Genomic DNA, 17,746 nt, shown 5'->3' with positions numbered 1-17,746 from the left:
GCTTTTCTTCTTGCTTTTTGCACTGCGTCACAGAGCAAAAATTCCGCAGTGGCAGTGTTTGACTTTCTTTTGTCCATAAAGTAAGTATGAATTAACACCGTTATTGATGCTGAATCAACCTGCCAGGACATGCAGGTGTCGAGATGAAGGGATGCCAGTCATCTGTTGGAGAAACCGAGCATGATGTGTGATTCAACCAAACGTTCGTCCCGTATGAAAAGCTCAATACGCAGCTTGTCGCGTCTGGTTTCAGCCGGGGTAGTGCTCGGTGCCAGCATGACGGCGGCCCATGCAGTGACGCTCAATGAATGGGATATTTATAACTACCCGCAGCAGACCGAAGCGGTAGACGAAGCGGTCAAAGCGTTCCAGCAGAAGAATCCAGGCATCACCATTCAACGTTCGGTGCATTCGTTTGAAGACACCCGTATTCCCCTCAAGCTGGCACTGACCGCCGGCGATGGTCCGCAAATCGCGCAGGTTAACCAAGGTGGCGGCGATATGGGCTCGCTGGTGAAAGATAAACTGCTGTGGCCGCTCGACGATTATGCGAAAACTTACGGCTGGACTACGCGCTTCCCAGATTCGATCCTCAAACGCAACCGTTGGTCGGATAAGCAGGACTTTGGCAGTGGCAAACTTTATGGCGTAGCAAGTCTTGGTGAGATGGTGGGGCTTTACTACAACAAAGCTCTGCTGGATAAAGCCGGTGTTGCCGTACCCAAAACCCTGCCGGAGCTGGAAGCGGCGATGGAGAAACTGAAAGCCGCAGGTACACCACCGATGATGCTCGGCCTGCTGGATGGCAACATGGGCCAACAGCTGCTGAGTACCCTGTGGGAAGCCCAAATCGAGAGCAAAGATCGTAAAACACTCGATGATCTGATTTATGACGTGGGCGGCACCTTTAAAGACGACAAGCTGGTGAAAGCCGCGGGCATGATGAAGAGCTGGAAGGACAAAGGCTACTTATTCCCAGGCTTCGAAGGTATCGGTCATGATGATGCCGCGACGTTGTTCCAGAACGGCCAGGCGGCTTTCCTGGTGAGCGGCACCTGGTATCTTGGCCAGTTTAAAGACAACAAAGATCTGCACTTCGCCGCGATGCCGATGGGTGAGGGCGTGCAGCATGCGTTGATGGTCGGTGGCACCGATTTGGCGTTTTCGATTACCAACACCGCCAAAAGCAAAGAGCAACAGGATGCAGCGGCCAAATTCATCGATTACATCGTCTCAGATGAGATGGCTAACCGCTGGTTAAAAGTGGGCTTCCTGCCGGCGGGCACCAGTAAGAATGCACAGATTCCGGCCGATAACCCTTTGCTGGCGGAGGCTTATCAGGTGTGGGTCACCCTCAACGAACATGATGGTTTGGGTCACTACCTAGACTGGGCAACACCGACCATGAACGCAGAGCTTAACCAGAATGTCCAGCTGCTGCTGGCAGGTCGACAGACGCCAGATCAGATGGTCACTAATTTCGACAACAACTACCAACGTTACCTGAAAACCCTGAAGCACTGATGACGTCCGGCCCGGCAAATGCGCCGGGCCGTGAACAGGCCTGCAAGCGAGTAAGGTTATGCTGAACAAATCTGCCTGGCGCAATGCGCTCTATCTTCTGCCCGCGGTATTGGTCTACGCGGTGTTTTTACTCCTGCCGCTGCTGGCTTCGCTCGGTATCAGTTTTACCGAATGGGATGGCACTTCCTGGCCCGTTTTTAACGGCATCAGCAACTATTTGCGTATGTTCCAGGATCCGGTGTTCTGGGTCGCGCTCGGCAACAACGCCTTGTTAATGCTGTTTTATACCCTGCTGCCGATCGGTGTGGGTTTGCTGCTGTGCAGCTTTCTGTATGACACGCGCAATAACAAAGAGCGTAGTGTGCTGCGCATCCTGTTTTTCCTGCCGTATATCATGCCGATGGCGGTGCTGGGCGTGGTATGGCGCTGGCTGTATAACCCGGCGTTTGGCCCCATCGATCAGTTTCTGCGCGCGATAGGTTTACCGCAGTTGGCGCTCTCTTGGCTGGGGGACTTCACCTGGGCGTTACCCGCCGTGGGCTTTGTGGCCACCTGGTATTTCTTTGGTTTCTGCCTGGTGTTGTTTATGGCCGGTTTACAACGCATGGACCCGTCGCTGTTAGAGGCTGCCGATCTGGATGGCTCCTCACGCCGCCAGAAATTTATGCGTATCACGCTGCCCTCACTGCGTCCGGAGCTGCGTATTGCCCTGCTGTTAACGGTGATCGCCAGTCTGAAGGCATTCGACTTGGTTTACGTGATGACGCAAGGCGGGCCCGGCACCTCAACCATGGTCACCAATATCTTCATGTATAAACAAGGTTTTGACCTGCACTACTTTGGGTATGCCTCTGCGGTGGCGGTATTCAGTATGTTGATTGTGTTGATGATTAACGCCTTGATTCATTTTGCTATTCGGGAGCGACACTGATGATGCGTGGCACGCCTATTGCCTCTCGCGCGCTGATCTGGATTGTCGCGCTGATGACCATTCTGCCGTTTTTAATGGCGCTGATGACCTCGTTTAAAACCCAGATGGAGTTGTTTCAGGGCGTGTTCACGCTGCCTTCATCGCTAAACTTTAAAAACTACGTGACGGCATGGCAACAGGGGCACTTCAACGTCTACTTCATGAACTCGGTACTGGTGGTGATTCCGGTAGTCATCAGCAGCATTCTGCTGGGCATTCTGGCCGGTTTTGGTTTTGCCTGGCTGAAGATTCCCGGTAAGAAAGTGGTGGCGGCGATGCTGGGACTGGGCATGGTGCTGCCGAGCGAAGCTTTCATCATCCCGCTTTATCACGAATTGCGCTGGATGGGCCTGACCAACACCTATCTGGCGCTGATCCTGCCGCAGATTGCGTTATCCCTGCCGTTCACCACGCTCATGATCGCCACTGCGCTTCAGCAGGTGCCGCGCGAACTGGTGGAAGCCTCAGTGATGGATGGCGCATCCCGTCGTAAAATTCTGTGGGGTATTCTGGTGCCCGCTATCTGGCCGACGCTTTCAACCCTGGCATTGTTGCTGTTTATCTGGACATGGAATGAGTTTTTGATTCCGCTCATTCTGGTCAACAAAGATGAACTGCGTACGCTGCCCATCGGCATGATGTTTTTCCAAAACAAAAACACCATTGATATCCCGGTGCTGATGGCGGGCGCGATGATTGTGATCTTGCCGTTGGTGGTGGTGTTCCTGGTGTTCCAGCGTAAATTTATCAGTGGTGTGACGGAAGGCGCGGTGAAATAGGGGACACGCCTGCGCTGCGGCGCAAGGTGTCCATCAGAGAAAGGTATTTGTCGTGCGGCGCATGCTGCAATGGTGCATCGCTGCTATTCAAGGAGAAGCGTATGCACATTTCACTCGCCGATTTCTACCCCGTTGCCAATGGCGAAACCCTCGATACCTACTGTTTCCAGCGCGCGTTGGATCATTTAGCGGCACGGGGTGGCGGAACGCTGTCGGTGCCACCGGGGCGCTATCATCTGGGTACGCTGGTGCTCGGTTCAAACATCCATCTCCACCTTGAAGGGGGAGCAACGCTGCTTGCCAGCGCTCGCATTGAGGATTACCAACAGCACCTCACACAAAGTCAGGCGGAGCTGTCGCAGCATGTGCTTTTGTACGCCATAGGCCAGCGCAATATCACCCTCAGCGGTAAAGGGGTGATTGATGGCCAAGGCGAGGCCTGGTTCGCAGCGGAAAAGGACGAGCAGGGTTATCGGCTGCCGCGTCCACAACGACCCCGCATCATCGTATTTGAGGATTGCCAGCAGGTGACGCTGCAGGATTTCACCATTGTGCAAGCACCGATGTGGACCGTGCATCTGGTGAGCTGTTGCCATGTGCATATTGATCACCTGACCATCGATAACAGTATGAGCATGCCTAACACGGATGCATTAGATATCGACAGCTGCGAAGCGGTGTTTGTCAGCAATAGCTATCTCAGTGCAGCGGATGACGCGATTTGCATCAAAACCACGCAAAAACCATCACATCTTCGCCGCCCAGCACAGAAAATTATGATCACCAACTGCCTGCTACGTTCCTATAGCTGCGCGTTTAAAATCGGTACGGAAACCTTCGATGATATTGAAGATGTCACCGTCTCCGGTTGTACGATATTCGATTCCAATCGCGCAATAGGGTTGTTGTCGCGTGATGGAGGTGCGTTTCGCCGCCTGATGTTCAGCAATCTTACGTTGGCCTGTCGTCATGCGCCTCCCTGCCATTGGGGGAAAGCCGATGCGCTTTTTGTCTCAGTCAGGGCGCGCGATCCGGCGGTGGTGCCGGGAAACATTGAGCAGTTGCAATTCAGCAATGTGACCGGTGTGATGGAAGGTGCGATTAACTTGCATGCCGAGCGACATGGGCAGATTAGGGATGTGATGCTGAGTAACGTGCAGTTGCGTCAGATAGAGGCGCAGGGCGTTGAGCAGGGGCATTATGATGTGCGTCCACCCTGTAATCCACAATCGCCCACTGGTATGGGGCTGGATAATGCCTACAAATTAGATGCCGCAACGGGACTCGCCTTTGGTGTTGCTGCGTATCCAAACGGTCTGCCGGGCGTGTATGCACAGGGTGTAGAAAATCTGCAGCTGCTGAATCTCTCAATTGCCCGTCCGCAGCCATTACCGCCGGGATGGTGTGTAGAAACGGTGCAAGTATTTTCACTTTAATAAGCGCAGTAAATTGCGCCACTATCGCTGCTGCAGACGCTGTCGCGGCTGTGTTGCATACCCGACGTTAGCAGGGAGCGGCCACCAGGGCTCACTCCCCAAAAGCAATTAGAGTGGCGCGATTTATCGCGCCACTTTTTGCTTACAACGCTGCCGCAATCGCCACACCCAACTCTTCTGTTGAAGCGCTGCCGCCCAAGTCGCGCGTCAGGCTGTTCCCGGCTGCCAGTGTGCGCTCAATCGCATCCAGCACCGCGGCGCCCGCTTCGGCGTAGCCGAGGTGTTCCAGCATCATCGCACCACACCAGATTTGCCCAATCGGGTTCGCCACGCCTTTGCCGGCGATATCGGGCGCAGAGCCGTGTACGGGCTCAAACAGGCTGGGGAATTTACCTTCCGGGTTAATGTTGGCTGACGGCGCAATACCGATGGTGCCGGTACAGGCGGGACCTAAATCCGAAAGGATGTCACCAAACAGGTTACTGGCGACCACGACGTCAAACCAGTCAGGATGCAGCACAAAGTTAGCGGTAAGAATATCAATATGATATTTATCGACTTTCACCTCTGGATAAGCCGGTGCCATCGCTTCTACGCGGCTATCCCAATAGGGCATGGTGATGGCAATGCCATTGGATTTGGTGGCAGAGGTAAGGTGTTTTTTCGGTCGTTTTTGCGCTAACTCATAGGCAAATTTCAAAATGCGATCCACACCGGTACGCGTCATCACCGTTTCCTGAATCACCACTTCGCGGTCAGTGCCGGGGAACATGGTGCCACCGACGGATGAATACTCGCCTTCTGTGTTCTCGCGCACCACATAGAAATCGATATCGCCCGGCTGGCGATTTGCCAGCGGTGCTTTGACGCCAGGCATCAGACGCACCGGACGAAGGTTGACGTATTGATCGAACTCGCGGCGGAACTGTAACAGCGATCCCCAGAGCGACACATGGTCCGGCACGACGTCCGGCCAGCCCACGGCACCAAAATAGATAGCATCGAATTGGCTCAAGGTGGCGAACCAATCATCCGGCAACATCTTTCCATGCTGCTGCCAGTATTCCGCGCTGGCAAAGTCGAACCATTGCCACTCCAGCGAAATGTTGAATTTCTTTGCTGCCGCATCCATCACACGGATGCCTTCTGGCATCACTTCTTTGCCAATGCCATCGCCAGGGATGACGGCGATTTTATAGGTTTTGCCGCTCATAGGGTCTCTCGCAGGTTGCTGTTGATGTTCTGAACGCAGTATAACCATGCATTCCTGGGAAATAATTAGCCTGAGCGGCAAGCCAATGTTGAATAAAAGTAGAGAATCGCGCACCTCGACCGATGATCTGGCCTTCTTTGTGCGGGTGGCGGCGTTGGAGAGTTTAACCGCTGCGGCGCGGGAGTTAGGCCTCTCATTGCCAGCGGTCAGCAAGCGGCTCAGCCAGCTGGAGCAACGGCTGGGTGTGCAGCTGTTGCGTCGCACCACGCGGCGTCTGGAACTGACCGCTGAAGGTAAGCGCTATCTTGACGGTGCGAGACCCTTACTGGATCAACTGGCGGAGCTGGAAGAGTCGGTCAGCGGGCAGACCGCGGTGCTGCGTGGTTCGCTCAACATCAATGCTTCATTCGGCTTTGGCCGCCGACATGTTGCGCCCTGCATTTCACGTTTTGCGGCGCTGCACCCGGAGGTGTCACTGTCGTTGCAACTCAGCAGCCAGCCACTGAACTTCCTTGATGCACATATCGATATTGATATCCGCATCGGTGAGCCGCCCGATGCGCGGCTGATGGCGCGCAAGCTACGTACCAATCCCCGCGTGTTATGCTGCGCGCCAGACTATGCCGAGCGTTGTGGTTTGCCAGCAAGCATTGCCGCTCTGGCGCAACATAACTGCATTTTATTGCGGCAATACGAAAGTGATTTTGCGTTATGGCGCTTAAGCAACGGTGAGCAGCAGTTGACCCAAAAGGTACACGGCAGCCTGATCACTAATGATGGTGAAGTGGCGATGCAATACGCGATGGATGGGCACGGTATCTTGCTTCGTTCATGGTGGGATGCACAGCACAGCATCGAGCGTGGTGAACTGCTACATGTGCTACCAGAGTGGAGTGCAGTAGACGGCGATATCTTTGCCGTATGGCGGCCCCAACGCCAGCTACCTGCTCGTATCAGCGCCTTTGTTGATTTCCTCCAGTCTGCACTCTAGCGATAAAATCATTTTTGATTATTTATAATCAAAATTGACTGTTTGTGAGCATGATCAAACAAATTTACTCGCCATTAGCCTATAAATTGCCCTGCTTATGCGTGAATTCATTCTTGTGTGAGTGAAATAAATCACTAAATTTAAGCTGGGTAGCCCTGGTGCTCAGACACTAAAATAACAAGATTGGCTACCTCATTAACGGCACGCGCGAAGCCCAGTGCATGCCATGACCCTACGTTATCGATGAGGCTAAAATGAAAGAGTTCTCTGCTGAAGGGATGGTGATTATTGTCGGGATTGTCATTGCGTACATCCTGTTCACCACTTGGCTGACCTGGCGTCTTCGCAGTAAAAATAGCGGCGACTTTATGGCCGGTTCAAACGTGATGCCGGCATTTGTCGTGGGCGTCATGCTGATGTCCGAGTACATCGGGGCGAAATCCACCATCGGTACCGCGCAGGCGGCATTTGAGGATGGTTTTGCCGCCTCTTGGTCTGTGATCGGTGCTGCGATTGGTTTTCCGCTGTTCGGTTTTCTGCTGGTCAAACGCATCTACAATACCGGTAAAATCACCATCTCTGGTGCAATTGCAGAGCGGTATGGCAATTCAACCAAGAACATTATCTCCATCATTATGATCTATGCGCTGCTGCTGGTGAACGTGGGGAACTACGTCAGCGGTGCGGCGGCGATCTCTACGGTATTGAACCTCGACCTCACCAGCGCGGCCTTTATAACCGCCATTGTCAGTACCTTCTATTTTATGTTTGGCGGCATGAAAGGCATCGCCTGGGTCACACTGCTGCACAGTGCCCTGAAATACGTGGGTATTCTGATTATCTTGGGCATTGCGCTGCATATGACCGGCGGTGTCAGCCCAATGATTAAAGAGATGCCGCACTTCTACTGGACCTGGGACGGTAACGTGGGGGGCAGTACTATCTTTGCCTGGATGATTGGCACTATCGGTTCAATCTTCTGCACCCAGTTTGTTATCCAGGCCATCGCCTCGACGAAAAATGCCGAATCCGCCAAGCGTGCGACGTGGGTTGCCTTCTTCTTCTGTATGCCGATTGCTATCGCCATCGCGCTGATCGGCGTGGCGGCGAAGTTCCTGCATCCGGGTATTAAAAGCCTCTATGCGCTGCCGGTGTTCCTGCAGGATATGAGCCCGTGGCTGGCAGGGATTGTCACAACCTCTCTGGTGGCTTCGATTTTTGTTAGCGTCAGTACGGTGGCACTGGCGATTGTTTCGCTGGTAGTAAAAGATTTCTACGTCCCTTATCGCAAGCCTTCACCCGAGCAAGAGTTCCGCATGACGCGCTGGCTGTCGCTGCTAATCGGTTTCTTACCGCTGATCTTTGTCCTGTTCGTGCCGGAAGTGCTGAAGCTGTCATTCTTCACCCGCGCGATTCGTCTGTCGATCTCGGTCGTCGCCATTATTGCCTTCTATCTGCCGTTCTATAAGAGTACGCGCGGTGCCAATGCGGGTTTGATTTCGGCCTGTGTGGTGACCTCCGTGTGGTATCTGCTCGGTGACCCGTTCGGCATCAATAACATGTATGTGGCGTTGATTACGCCAGCGGTGATTATGGTGATTGACCGCCTGATCCCCTCGCGCCAGACGCACGTGAAAAAAGCACCAAAATCGTCAATGCAAAATAGTGGAGCCTGATATGACCGATTCAACGATTACCGTCGAACGTAACGGTAACCTTCATCCGCACGCGCAGGATGCGCAGCAGCTCACGGCGATGCTGCCTTCGGTCTGTCCGCAGAACCATGCCGCTAACCTGCTGCCACTGCCCAATGGCGACCTGCTGTGCGTCTGGTTTGGTGGCACGCAGGAAGGGATCGCGGATATCTCGGTCTGGTGCTCGCGCCTGGCAAAAGGCACCACACAGTGGAGCAAAGCTGAGAAACTCTCGGATGATTCCACGCGATCTGAGCAGAATCCGGTGCTGTTCCTCGATCCTGACCAAGTGCTGTGGCTGCTGTGGACAGCGCAAAAATCGGGCAACCAGGATACAGCGATTGTGCGTTATCGCCAGTCGCGTGACTTTGGCGCCAGCTGGAGCGATATTGACACGCTGCTTGATCAGCCCGGCACCTTTATTCGCCAGCCCGTTGTCGTGCTACCGAATGGCAACTGGCTGTTACCGGTGTTCTATTGCCGTACCCAGCCTGGCGTGAAATGGGTAGGGAATGATGATATCAGCGCAGTGAAAATATCCAGTGACAAGGGAAAAACATGGCGTGATGTAGCGGTACCGGACAGCCTGGGCTGCGTGCACATGAACATTACCTTGTTAAAGGATGGCAGCTTGCTGGCACTGTATCGCAGCCGTTGGGCGGACTTTATTTACCAAAGCCGTTCCACTGATGGGGGAGAAAGCTGGAGTGCACCGGTGCCGACCGAGCTCCCTAATAACAACTCATCGATTCAAGTTACGACTCTTAGCAACGGCCATTTGGCGTTGGTGTTTAACGCGATGAGTGCCAAAGATGCGAGCGAACGCCGTCTGTCGTTGTATGACGAAATCGAGGACGAGGATGATGACGTGGCCGTCGCCGCTGAACCAGTGGTACACAGCGGACGTACGGCGTTCTGGGGAGCACCGCGCGCGCCGATGACGCTGGCTATCTCCACCGATGGCGGTAAAAGCTGGCCATGGCTGCGCAATCTCGATGAAGGTGATGGCTACTGCATGACCAACAACTCGCAGCAGAAGCTGAACCGCGAGTTCTCCTATCCCAGTATTAAGCAGAGCGACGATGGAGCATTGCACATTGCTTATACCTATTTCCGTCAGGCGATTAAGTATGTGCGCGTCGACGAAGCGTGGGTGAGGGGATAAGCATGAGCCGACATGCTCTGGTTACCGGCGTCAGTTCCGGCATCGGCGCGGCGATTGCCGACCAACTGCTGGCGCAAGGCTGGCAGGTTACAGGCTTCAGCCGTACGCTGGTGAAGAAAGATCATCCTGCCTTTACCTCGGTCAGTGTAGACCTGTTTGACGCGAGTTTGTTGAAACAGGCGCTGGCAGCGTTGCCGAAAGTGAATGCACTGGTGCACGCGGCAGGCATGATGGCTGCCGCGCCATTGGGTGATCTGGATGAAGAGCAGAGCGCACGCTTGTGGTATCTGCATGTGCAGGTGGCGCAAATCATGGCGAATGCATTGCAGCCGCAGATGAGCCAAGGCGACCGTATTTTACTGATTGGCAGCCGTACTTCCCGCGGTGCCGCCAATCGCAGTCAGTATGTCAGTACCAAAGCCGCCATGGTTGGCATGGCGCGCAGTTGGGCAGCAGAACTTGCACCGCAGGGCATCACAGTCAATGTGATTGCGCCGGGCGCGACGGAAACACCGATGTTGCTGCAACCGGGGCGCGCCAGCTCACCACCGAAATTACCGCCGATGGGACGCTACATCAAACCCGAAGAAGTGGCAGCGTTGGCGGGGTTTGTACTGTCGCCCGCGGCCGATGCGATCACCGGGCAGGAACTGGTGATTTGCGGCGGGGCATCATTGTAGGTCTAATGTTAGCCGAGTGTTAAGGGCGCCCTGATGCGCCCTGATACTGTCTGTGCTCAATACAAACGTTTCTGTTAACCCAGCCGGTCCCATAAATTCGTCTTTCTCTCCACACCTCTTCCACAGTCATACTGAAATGTATGTCAGCCAATGTCGTTCACTGCTGATGCACTCAATGACGTATATACGCTAAGTAAACACAACGTGAATTAATCTGTGTTCCCAACGTGAGTGTAATTTATTGAAAAGAGCCAACGCTAATAGTGTCAGCCTGGTTTGATTTTGACCGCTGGACGTTTATCAAAGAGTGCGGCATTATCGGCAGTAAGGCGGTAATATCTGCCGTTGTTATTTGTGAGTATTGAGTCATTAGCCCACAGTATGAGGCTGTCCAGCGGAACGGGTGTGTGAAAGGTTTGTCAGGGAGTGATGTAAGGTGACAATGAGTAAGATCAGCAAAGGGAGTTTTTTCAGATTAAACTTAAAAATATCCTTAGGCTAATCTTAATTAGGACGTTTTTTGAGAACAAGTGAGTTTGAGCATGTTAACACCCGTGTTAAATCGAAAGAGTATTATCCAGTTTTTTCCTTGGTTAGCATTTTTAACACTGATAGCTATTTTACCTGTTGCATTTCTTTATGAAAAAGGTGGGCGCGTTTTATTTTATTATTGCGCTTATTTTTCTTTGGTTGGCATGGCTGTTGAATTTTGGCGAAAAAACAAAGTCCAGTTAACAGACAGAAAAGCACTGGCAATGCTCATGTTGGGTATTGTTTATGTTGGATGGTCTTTGTATGCACAGTATCTTCCTCATACACAGGATGACCAATATTACACTGCGGGTAAGAGATGCGTTCTGGCTTTCATTATCCTCAGCTATATACTTCATCTCTATCGCACGAACTTTTTTGACAAAACATTGATTGTAAAGCTAAGTATATTATCACTCGCTCTGGCTTTCATTACATCCAGCACCTTTGCGATTTATCAATCAATAACCTCAACTGAACGCGTTGTGTTAGGGATAAATAGAGCGACATTGACGGCCTATGCTTACTCTGCTGTCACGTTAGCTTTGATTACCCTGATTCTAAAATCGACAGACAGTAAACTTAAAAAGTTCTGTTTTCTGTTTGTATCAATCGTCTCGCTTTATGTGATTATGCTGACACAAACACGATCAGCAATGGTGATACATACTCTGTTTTTAGCCTATATGATGTTCAGGTTATTTTCAGCTAATCGAAGTGTCAAGTTTTTAGGTTGTGTGGCGCTACTCATGTTTGTTGCTGCAGGCTTGAGTTATAAAGTTATCGAAGGGCGACTCGAAAGCACCGTGAATGAGTACCATGACTATGAACAAGGTAATGATAAAACATCCTTAGGCTCGCGCTTCACAATGTGGAAAACAGGTGTTATGGCGTTTGAGCGTGCGCCTTTTGGTCAGTCACAATATGAACGCAATAAGTTCATTACCGCTTATCTCGATGCGCATAACCAATCTGACTCTTGGGCGTTAATTTATATAAATGTACATTTGCATAATGAATTTATCCAGTTTGCATCGTTGTTTGGCGTTGTAGGTATTGTTGTGCTGCTGTATTTCTTCTATACATTTATTATTGCTGAATTCAGACGTTACCGCTCCTTGACTCCTCTTGCTGTTGCGGGGTTAGCAATATTGCTTTATGGGATGACCGATGTCGTAATGATCTCGGTTGAGTTTATTTCTATTTTCAGTGTGCTGGTCGTATTACTTTCATTAGTTGAAGAACAGTGATTTTATAAAGGAAGTTCTTTTATTGAACTTCCTTTATTTTTAGTTGGCAGTATTTTTATTGAGTTTTATTTTTATATATTTCTTCTTGAAGCTGGCTCTGACTTTCGCATCACTTAAAAAAGAGAAGAATGATATCTTCTGAATGAAATTGTTGACGATATGCTGTTCTTGCTCATTATTGATAAAAGGTTGGTATTTGTGTTTGATATTAATCCAGTGGCATGAAAGTAAATTGCGATAACGTTCACCCAAAACCTCATCCATTCTCTCTGTGGCTTTTATTAATAATGAGATTTTCTCGGCATTCAACGCACTGGATAGACTGGATTCACGCTTGAAATAGAGGTAGGGGCTCTGTTCAGTAAAATGAATGTTGTCACTGGCTATCAATATAGACGGAAAAAGGTATGCGTCTTCATAACAGCTGAATTCAGGGAAAGCATGCTGGACCAGAATGTCTCGCTTAATGAATTGACCGATGAAATGCGCCTGAAGTTCGCGATGAATGAGGAATTTCTCTATAATCTGATGTTGAGTCAGTGAATTTACCTTCAACCCATGCCATTTCTCAGGGCGAGACTTGTTTTCATATACTTCATTTAAAGGTGCTAATAATAAATCTGGTTTCTCTTTATTTAAGTGCTTAACAATTTCTTCGAAAGAGTGCTCTAATAATTGATCATCACCGTCCAGCATAGTGATGTACTCGCCGCTGCACAGACTCACACCGAAATTGCGCACCTGACCGATGTTTTTGAATTCCACATCAAAGACTTTAGCTTGTGGATTATCGTCACGAAACGCATGTAGATAGTGGCTGGTGCTATCCGATGAAGCATCGTTTAACAGGATGATTTCAACATCGCCTTGCACCCCACTGCAAGCACGCTTTAAGCTTTCCAAAGTACCTGAAATATATTTTTCACAATTGTGTGCTGTGAGCAAAACACTAATAGTACAAGGTGAAGCCATAATTATTATCAATCCGCTAATTTTTTATAAAAGCATCAATGTTAAGGATACTATAGCTGCAAGTTCCATTGTGAGCGAATCATCAAATCACGAGGGGATATCATGAAAACCCGGATAAATCTCAGTAAGACGCGGTAAACATGAGCAACACCGCGTCTGCATCAGCGGGCGAGGGGTAATGGCGGCCCGCTGGGCCGCCTGGAGATTAGGCTACACCATTCACTAACAGCACGCGGTAATTCGCGCCTTTCAGGCGGTGTGCCTTGGCTTCCTGATACGCAGGGCTAAAGTACCAAGCCTTGGCGGCTTCCACATCGGCAAACTCTAGCACCACCACGCCTTCTGCATCGCGGCCTTCCAGAACCTGCAGGTCGCCATAAAAGGCCAATGGATTGATCTGATGATCACCACGTGCCTCACCCGCTTTCTGGGCATAGGTCGCCAGCTCATCTTTATCCAGCGTTTCGTCCTTAATCATTACCACATACGCGGCCATTACTGCTCTCCTCGCGCCTGGCGTTTGTCTTCGGTGTTGTTATCAAAGTCAGAGGCATCGTGGCGTTCCAGCAGCTGATCTTGGGGTTCGGCACCAAAAGCTTTATTCACTTTACGGCCGCGAATTACCGCTGGGCGCTCGGCAATCTCTTTGGCCCAGCGCACCACGTTTTTGTACGACTGCACATCAAGGAACTCGCCGCCGCCATAGATGTTGTTCAGCACCAGGTTGCCATACCATGGCCAGGTCGCGATATCGGCAATGGTGTACTCCTCACCTGCGAGGAAGCGATTGTTGGCGAGCTGGCGATCCAGTACATCCAGTTGACGCTTGGCTTCCAGCGTAAAGCGGTTGACGGCGTACTCGATTTTTTCTGGCGCGTAGAAATAGAAGTGGCCGTAACCTCCGCCAAGATAGGGCGCAGAGCCTTGCAGCCAGAACAGCCAGTTTAGGGTTTCCGTGCGGCCCGCAATATCGGCTGGAATGAAGTGGCCAAATTTCTCTGCCAGATAGAGCAGGATGTTACCGGACTCGAATACGCGCAGCGGTGGCGTCACCGAATGGTCGCTCAAGGCGGGGATTTTCGAATTCGGGTTAACGTCAACGAAACCGCTGGAGAACTGATCGCCATCCCCGATGCGGATCAACCAGGCATCGTATTCGGCCTCTTTCGCGCCGACGGCCAGCAACTCTTCCAGCAGAATGGTGACTTTTTGGCCGTTTGGTGTGCCGAGTGAATATAACTGAAGCGGGTGTTTGCCCACCGGCAGGGTTTTCTCATGCGTCGGCCCGGCGAACGGACGGTTGGTTTTCGCGCCGTTACCTTTGGCTTCCGGGTCCCAGGTCCAGACTTTCGCGGGCTGATACTGATTTTCCGACATAGTTATTTCGCCTTGTTGTGATTGCGTTTTTAGCTGCTACTGAGTGTAGCAGCGAGAGATGAAGGCGATTTAACCGCGCTGGCGGTGATAAATAAACTGTGATTAAGCGAAGTTCTCTTGCGTAAAAAGCATAAAGTCCACTTTTCCGGGCTGATAGGTGTCAGGTTGCTCACCCTCTTCAAGGTGCTTGAGCAGAAGCGTGAGTGCCAATTGCGCGTGACGCAGGGTGTTTTGATCGAGGGTCAGTGTCAGAACGCGCTTCTCTAACAGTTGCCGTGTGGTGCTATACAGCTCGTGTGTGACATACACCGTTTTGCCGCCGAGACGATGCCGCGCCAGAGCTTCGTGGATCTGAGTATTCCCCAAACCGGTGTTGTATAACCCAACGATGTTTTGCGAGCTGGCGAGGGTTTTCTCCAGCAGACGACTGATACGTTCTCGTTCATCTTGACCAGCGAGAATCTCGCGCAAACGCAGCTGTGGGAAGCGTTCAGCCAGCACTGACTGAAACCCCTCAATGCGCTGGCGATGCGCCGAGTAATCGGCTCGGCCACTGACCAGTACCACGTCACCCGCTTCGGCGGTCATACTGCCAAGCATTAATCCTGCGGTGCGACCGGCCTTGTATTGATCGATACCGACATGGCACAGGCGGGCCGCATCGGGCAAATCTGTGACCATGGTGATGACCGGTACACCGCGCGCTTTACAGGCGGCTAAGGCATCATAGATTAAGGGGTTTTCATGGGCGAAAACGATCAGTGCATCCATCTTTTTACTGCTGGCTTCAATATGTGCTGCCAGCTTCTCAGGCGCATTTTCCGGGATCAATGTGCGATGCAGACGCAGACGGCGATAGCCTAGTTCATCGGCCAGCCGGGCAAAGTCCTGCGCCAACTGCTGAAAGAAGAACGAACCATTGCCGCTCAGCAGCACTTCTACCTGCCAGGTGTGGCGATGCTCTTCCGGCAAGATACGTTTCAAACCTGCATCCCGTGCCGCCTGCAAGATTTTCTTTGTCATCGCGGGTGACACGCCACCGCGGTCATTGAGTACCCGATCGACGGTGGCCACGCCGACTCCAACTTGCTTCGCCAGCTCCGCCAGCGTCAATGCTTTCATATGAGGCAATTCCATCAAAAACCGCGTACAGATAGCCTGCCAGAAAGCGCTATTTTGACAAGATCGGCTATTCCGAAGTGTGAGCAAAAGGAGCGTTAACATGCAGACTCTGCAACGTTTTGCATTGATTGGCAGTGGATTTATTGGTCAGGTACATGCTGCGAATTTGGCGGCACATCCTGGTATCGAATTGGCGCTGGTGTGTGATATTGATTCATCCCGTGCGGAAGCGGTGGCACAGCGCTATGGTGCACAAGCCGCCAGCGTGCAGCAGGCACTGAACAGTAAAGCGATCGATGCGGTATTGATCGCCAGCGCCACGCCAACCCATGCCGAGTTGCTGGAGCAGGCCGTGCTCGCGGGCAAGGCGGTGTATTGCGAGAAACCCATTGATCTGTCGCTGCAGCGTGCGCGGGAAGTGGTGGAAAAGATTTCCCCGATTCAGGTCCCCGTCACCGTGGGCTTTAATCGTCGTTTTGATCAAAGCCATCAGCAGCTTAAAGCCCAGTTAAAGCAGGGGGTGATAGGTCGCAGCGAACTGATTCAGATGGTGTGCCGCGCTTCTGAGCTGCCGCCTCTGAGCTATTTGCAAGCCTCGGGGGGGCAGATGCGCGATCAGGCGATTCACTTCTTTGATCTGTTGCGTTGGCTGACAGAAGATGAGGTCAAGACGGTCGGCGCAATGGGGGCGGCGCTAGCGATGCCAGAGATCCGTGACTTTGATGTCGATACCTCAGTGCTGATCATGCGCATGCAGCAGGGGGTCTTGGCGCAGTTGGATAACACCCGCCGTACAGCCTATGGCTATGATGAACGCATCAGCGTGATGGGCAGTGAAGGGATGCTGTCCTCTGAGAGCCAATCAGCACGTGGCGCGACGCTGTATCAGCGTAAAGGGATTACCCAGCCTGGACTGTATGCTGACTGGTTTAGTCGGGTAAAAGAGACTTACTACACCCATCTGGATGCGTTTGTGCGACATCTCAATGGCGAGAAGGTGGAAGGCCTACCGGGGCTGATCGATGGTTTGCGTGCACAGGCGATTGCGGAAGCGGCACAGCTGTCGCTCACTCGGGGTGAGTTTGCGGACGTGGAGTGGGTGAATATTTGATGCTGAGGGTATCGCGCGGCACACTGGCCGCGCGATAAGGCTTATTTACTCAGCAGCTCACGCTCAATCAACTCTCGCGTTTCTACTGCCTGATATTTCATCTTCTCAGGGTAGCCAAACAGCGCCGCAGAAATAATCGACTCACCGCCCACTTTGTAGGTGCGGTTGGCAAAATCCATCTCGCGCAGGGCTTCGAACAGCGCGTCGAAGTTGACTTCACCCTCACCGACAGCCACATGCTGGTGGATGGTCGCATCGACACCCGGCGGGTTGACGATATAACGGCAGTGCTTGGTGTGGTTCATGGTATCGGCAATCAGCATGTGAGAGAGGTCATCACCCGCATATTGCAGCATGTTTTTCACATCGCCCACGCCCTTGTCGTAGTAGAAGGTATGCGGTGCGCTGTAGATGTATTTAACGTTGTCGCTGCGGAATGACTTCACGATATCAGCTGTTTCATTGCTCTGCTCGCAGAAGTCCCAAGGGTGCGCCTGGATTTCGACGCGAATGCCTTCACGTTCGATGATGGGCAGCAGCTCGTCCATGGAGCGATAGAACATCTCTTCACAGATCTCCGGCTCGTTAGGATTGCCGGATAGCTCGGTATTGATCACCTGCACGCCCATTTCGACGGCAATCTCAATCATGCGCTTCCAGTTCTTCACCGCCGCCTGACGGCGCAACTCGTCCGGGCCAGACCAACGGTAGACGGTGATGAACGATGAGATTTCCACGCCGGTGGCATTCAGCGCATTTTTATACTCGCGCATGATTTCACGGCTGGCTTTCGGATGTTTATAGAAGGGATTGATCTGTGGATGGGGCGATTGCTCAATGTACTTATAACCCCACTCAGCGACCTGGTGCACCATACGCGTGATACCAAGGTCTCTGATGACATCCACATCAAAAGCGATTTTCATTTTGT

Annotated in this window: 16 protein-coding genes; 10 read left to right on the top strand and 6 right to left on the bottom strand. The window is 52.0% G+C overall.

Annotated elements, in window-relative coordinates:
- The first annotated feature begins 183 nt into the window (after positions 1-183).
- From F3J38_RS15055 to F3J38_RS15040, 4 genes are all read left to right on the top strand, one after another.
- Positions 184-1,524, top strand: coding sequence for an extracellular solute-binding protein (locus tag F3J38_RS15055; protein ID WP_167139951.1), 1,341 nt, complete (start codon positions 184-186; stop codon positions 1,522-1,524).
- 58 nt (positions 1,525-1,582) lie between these two features.
- Entirely contained in the window at positions 1,583-2,455 is an 873-nt protein-coding gene (locus tag F3J38_RS15050) for a carbohydrate ABC transporter permease (RefSeq protein ID WP_167139660.1), read from the top strand.
- Between the two features lie 2 nt (positions 2,456-2,457).
- The gene (locus tag F3J38_RS15045) at positions 2,458-3,273 is read left to right on the top strand and encodes a carbohydrate ABC transporter permease (protein WP_167139949.1); all 816 of its coding nucleotides are present in this window, start codon (positions 2,458-2,460) and stop codon (positions 3,271-3,273) included.
- A gap of 101 nt (positions 3,274-3,374) precedes the next feature.
- A complete protein-coding gene (locus F3J38_RS15040; protein WP_167139658.1) occupies positions 3,375-4,709 on the top strand; it encodes a glycoside hydrolase family 28 protein in 1,335 nt (444 codons plus the stop codon).
- Positions 4,710-4,851: 142 nt separating this feature from the next.
- Here F3J38_RS15040 and F3J38_RS15035 read toward each other — a convergent pair whose 3' ends face one another.
- Positions 4,852-5,922 carry a tartrate dehydrogenase gene (locus tag F3J38_RS15035; RefSeq protein ID WP_167139947.1) on the bottom strand — a complete coding sequence of 357 codons (1,071 nt, stop codon included), beginning with the start codon at positions 5,920-5,922 and terminating at the stop codon, positions 4,852-4,854.
- Positions 5,923-6,007: 85 nt separating this feature from the next.
- On the opposite strand from F3J38_RS15035, the gene F3J38_RS15030 reads away from it, so the two are divergent.
- The 5 genes from F3J38_RS15030 (at position 6,008) to F3J38_RS15010 (ending at position 12,233) form a co-directional block, all read left to right on the top strand.
- On the top strand, positions 6,008-6,913 hold the full coding sequence (locus F3J38_RS15030) for a LysR family transcriptional regulator (RefSeq protein WP_167139656.1): 906 nt from the start codon (positions 6,008-6,010) through the stop codon (positions 6,911-6,913).
- A 254-nt stretch (positions 6,914-7,167) separates the two neighbouring features.
- Complete coding sequence (locus F3J38_RS15025) at positions 7,168-8,589, top strand: sodium:solute symporter family protein (RefSeq protein WP_167139653.1); 1,422 nt, start codon at positions 7,168-7,170, stop codon at positions 8,587-8,589.
- A 1-nt stretch (position 8,590) separates the two neighbouring features.
- Positions 8,591-9,772 (top strand): sialidase family protein, encoded by a 1,182-nt coding sequence (locus F3J38_RS15020; RefSeq protein ID WP_167139652.1) that lies wholly within the window; start codon positions 8,591-8,593, stop codon positions 9,770-9,772.
- Positions 9,773-9,774: 2 nt separating this feature from the next.
- A complete protein-coding gene (locus tag F3J38_RS15015; RefSeq protein ID WP_167139650.1) occupies positions 9,775-10,452 on the top strand; it encodes an SDR family NAD(P)-dependent oxidoreductase in 678 nt (225 codons plus the stop codon).
- Positions 10,453-10,994: 542 nt separating this feature from the next.
- A complete protein-coding gene (locus F3J38_RS15010) occupies positions 10,995-12,233 on the top strand; it encodes an O-antigen ligase family protein (RefSeq protein WP_167139647.1) in 1,239 nt (412 codons plus the stop codon).
- 39 nt (positions 12,234-12,272) lie between these two features.
- Here the strand turns inward: F3J38_RS15010 and F3J38_RS15005 are convergent, their stop codons facing one another.
- From F3J38_RS15005 to F3J38_RS14990, 4 genes are all read right to left on the bottom strand, one after another.
- Positions 12,273-13,205 (bottom strand): glycosyltransferase family 2 protein, encoded by a 933-nt coding sequence (locus F3J38_RS15005; protein WP_167139645.1) that lies wholly within the window; start codon positions 13,203-13,205, stop codon positions 12,273-12,275.
- A gap of 205 nt (positions 13,206-13,410) precedes the next feature.
- Complete coding sequence (locus tag F3J38_RS15000) at positions 13,411-13,701, bottom strand: DUF1330 domain-containing protein (RefSeq protein WP_167139643.1); 291 nt, start codon at positions 13,699-13,701, stop codon at positions 13,411-13,413.
- Complete coding sequence (yghU, locus tag F3J38_RS14995; RefSeq protein ID WP_167139640.1) at positions 13,701-14,582, bottom strand: glutathione-dependent disulfide-bond oxidoreductase; 882 nt, start codon at positions 14,580-14,582, stop codon at positions 13,701-13,703. Before yghU ends, F3J38_RS15000 begins: the two co-directional genes overlap by 1 nt.
- A 102-nt stretch (positions 14,583-14,684) precedes the next feature.
- Entirely contained in the window at positions 14,685-15,704 is a 1,020-nt protein-coding gene (locus F3J38_RS14990) for a LacI family DNA-binding transcriptional regulator (protein ID WP_167139639.1), read from the bottom strand.
- 100 nt (positions 15,705-15,804) lie between these two features.
- On the opposite strand from F3J38_RS14990, the gene F3J38_RS14985 reads away from it, so the two are divergent.
- Positions 15,805-16,815: a Gfo/Idh/MocA family oxidoreductase gene (locus F3J38_RS14985; RefSeq protein ID WP_167139637.1), complete on the top strand. Its 1,011-nt coding sequence runs from the start codon at positions 15,805-15,807 to the stop codon at positions 16,813-16,815.
- A gap of 41 nt (positions 16,816-16,856) precedes the next feature.
- Here F3J38_RS14985 and F3J38_RS14980 read toward each other — a convergent pair whose 3' ends face one another.
- Positions 16,857-17,741: a sugar phosphate isomerase/epimerase family protein gene (locus F3J38_RS14980; RefSeq protein ID WP_167139635.1), complete on the bottom strand. Its 885-nt coding sequence runs from the start codon at positions 17,739-17,741 to the stop codon at positions 16,857-16,859.
- Between the last annotated feature and the right edge of the window lie 5 nt (positions 17,742-17,746).

The sequence above is a fragment of the Candidatus Pantoea formicae genome, assembly GCF_011752625.1.
GTDB classification, from domain to species: Bacteria; Pseudomonadota; Gammaproteobacteria; order Enterobacterales; family Enterobacteriaceae; genus Pantoea; species Pantoea formicae.
Note: the sequence above shows the minus strand (reverse complement) of the source record. Positions and strands in the feature narration are given on the sequence as shown.